1 pseudogene is annotated in these 3062 nt (G+C 80.6%); it reads right to left on the reverse strand.

Annotation, left to right across the window (positions count from 1 at the left end):
* Nucleotides 1-3062, reverse strand: a pseudogene (locus tag KIH27_RS21990) (PE family protein); the annotation flags it as partial.

Consider the following 3062-nt stretch of genomic DNA (forward strand, 5'->3'; position numbering starts at 1 on the left):
GCGCCGACGCCGCCGTTGCCGCCGGCGCCGCCCGCGCCGCCCAGGCCGCCCGAGCCGCCATCACCGGAGGTGCTGCCGCCCGCGCCGCCGACACCACCGAGACCACCCGCGCCGCCGGTGGTGCCGTTGGTGCCGTTGCCGTTGGTGCCGGTGCTCCCGGCGATGCCCGCGGCGCCCGCACCGCCGTTGCCACCGGCACCACCGGTGCCGACCGCGCCGGCGTCACCGCCGTGACCGCCCTGACCGCCACCCTGGCCGGTGTTGCTGCCGGTGATCTGGCCGGCGCCGGTGCCACCGTCGCCGCCCGCGCCGCCGTCACCGCCGGTGCCGTCGGCACCCGCCGCGCCGTCGGCGCCGATCGTGGAACCGGCGCCGCCGTTTCCTGCCGTACCCGCAGCACCGCCGGTCGCGCCGTTACCGCCGTGACCGCCGGCACCGGCCTCCGCCGCGCCGCCGCCGCCGAGACCCTTGCCGCCGGCACCGGCCGCACCCGCATTCCCGCCGTTACCGGCGTTGCCACCGGCGCCACCGCTGCCGTCGGTGGCCGCACCACCGAGACCACCGGTGCCGCCGCCGCCACCGGCACCGGCGCTGCCACCGTTGCCGCCGGCCGTGTCGGCGACCGTGGCGTCCGCACCCGCGCCACCGTTACCACCGGCACCGCCGTCTCCGCCGTCACCGCCGACGCCACCGGCACCGGACGTAGTGCCGCCGAGACCACCCTGACCGCCGTTGCCGCCGAGACCGCCGACGGCGCCGTCGGTGCTGGTGCCGGCCTGGGTGCTGCCGCTGACGGTGGCGCCGACGCCGCCGTTGCCGCCGGCACCGCCGGCACCGACCGACGCCGCGTCGCCGCCGTTGCCGCCCAGGCCACCACCCTGGCCGGTGTTCGTGCCGCTGATCAGGCCGTCACCGGCACCGCCGTCGCCACCCGCGCCACCGGCGCTGTTCGCACCGGCCTGGCCGATCAAGCCGTCCGCGCCCTGCTCGGTGCCCGCACCGCCGACGCCGACGACACCGGCCGCCCCGCCGTCGGCACCGTTGCCGCCGCTACCGCCTGCACCGGCCTCCGTCGCGCCGCCGCCGCCGAGACCCTTGCCGCCGACACCGGCCGCCCCGGCATTGCCGCCGTAGCCGGAGTTGCCGCCCGCGCCACCGGTGCCGTCGGTGGCCGCGCCGCCGGCGCCACCGGTTCCACCCGTACCCCCCGCACCGGCATTGCCGCCGTTGCCGCCGGCGGTGTCGGCCACCGTGGCGTCCGCACCCGCGCCACCGGCACCACCGGCACCGCCGATGCCGCCGACGCCGCCCGCACCGCCGTTACCGGAGGTGGTGCCGCCCAGACCGCCCTGACCGCCGGTGCCACCGGCGCCGCCGTCCACGCCGTTGGTGCCGTTGCCGTCGGTGCCGGTACTGCCGTCGAGGGTCGCGCCGGTGCCACCGGTGCCACCGGTGCCGCCGTTGCCGATCGCCCCGGCGTTGCCGCCCGCGCCGCCGGAGCCGCCGCCCTGGGCGGTGCTGGTCCCGGAGACCAGGCCGAAGCCGTCGCCGCCGCGGCCGCCGTCGGCGCCGTCGGCGTTGGTACCGGCCACGCCGTCGGCGCCCGCAGCGCCCTCGGCGACGCCGGAGCCGCCGGTCCCGACAGTGCCCGCTGCACCACCGGTGGCACCGTTGCCGCCGGAGCCGCCGCTGCCGGCATTGGCGGCGCCGCCGCCGCCGATGCCCTGACCACCGGCAGCCGCGGTGCCGGCGTTTCCGCCGTTACCGGCCGCACCGCCGACACCACCGGCGCCACTCGTCGAGGCCCCACCGGCGCCGCCACTGCCGCCCGCGCCGCCCGCACCGGCGGCGCCACCGTTGCCGCCGCTGCCGTCGAGGGTGGTCTCGTCGGCGTCGGCGGCCGCACCGCCGGACCCGCCGGACCCACCGGTTCCGCCCGCGCCGCCGGCCCCGCCGGTACCGAGGTTCGCTGCGCCGCCGGTACCGCCCTTGCCACCGGCCGACCCGGCACCGCCGACGGTGCCGTCGGCGCCGACCGTGGTGCCGTCCACTCCGCCGACGCCGTTACCACCGGCACCGCCCGCACCGCCGTCACCCTCATTGCCGGCCACGCCACCGGCGCCGCCGTTGCCACCGGCCTGGGTGATGTTCCCGGCCAGCAGTTCGCCGTCACCACCGCGGCCGCCCGCGCCGCCGTTGCCGCCGGTACCGGCCGCACCTGCCGCACCGCTGTCGGCCTGGGCGGTGCTGTCGGCGTTGAAGCCACCCGCGCCACCGGCACCGACGGTGCCGCGGTCGCCGCCGGCGCCGCCCTGACCACCGGAGCCGGCCGTGGTGCCGGTGCCACCGCCGGCCCCGGCGCCACCGGCACCACCGTTGCCGGCGTTGCCGGCCGCACCGCCAACACCGCCGACGCCGCCGCCGCCCTGCGTACCGGCGTTGCCCGCCGTCGCGGTGCCACCGGAACCGCCCTGGCCACCGGCGCCGCCGGTACCACCGGCACCACCGTTGCCCGCGCCGACCCCGGCACCGCCGTCCGCACCGCTGCCGGCGGCCGCGTCGGTGCCCGCCGCACCATCGAGGCCGGCACCGCCCGTCCCGCCGGTGCCACCCACGCCGCCGACCCCACCGTTGCCGCCGTTGCCCGAGGTCGTACCACCCGCGCCACCGGTTCCGCCGGCGCCACCGACGCCACCGGTGCCACCCGCGGTGCCGTCACCGCTGAGGTCGCTGCCACCGGCCGCGCCGGTCGCGCCCTGACCGCCGACTCCGCCGTTACCGCCGTTACCGACCGCGCCGGCGTCACCGCCGTCACCGCCGCGGCCACCGGCCTGCACCGTGCCGTCGGAGAGGATCTCGCCCTTGCCGCCGGCGCCGCCCGTGCCGCCGTTGCCGCCGGTCCCGTCGGCACCCGCACCGCCCGAGGCGGCGTGGCTGGTCCCGCCACTGGAGCCACCGGCCCCGCCGGATCCGCCGGATCCGCCGGTGCCGACGGTGCCGCCGGAACCGCCCTGTCCGCCCGCGCCGGCTGCCGCGTCGGTGCCGCCGCCGGCGCCCGCGCC

Origin of the sequence: Mycolicibacter acidiphilus, from assembly GCF_018455725.1 — a bacterium.
In the GTDB taxonomy this organism is placed as follows: Bacteria; Actinomycetota; Actinomycetes; order Mycobacteriales; family Mycobacteriaceae; genus Mycobacterium; species Mycobacterium acidiphilum.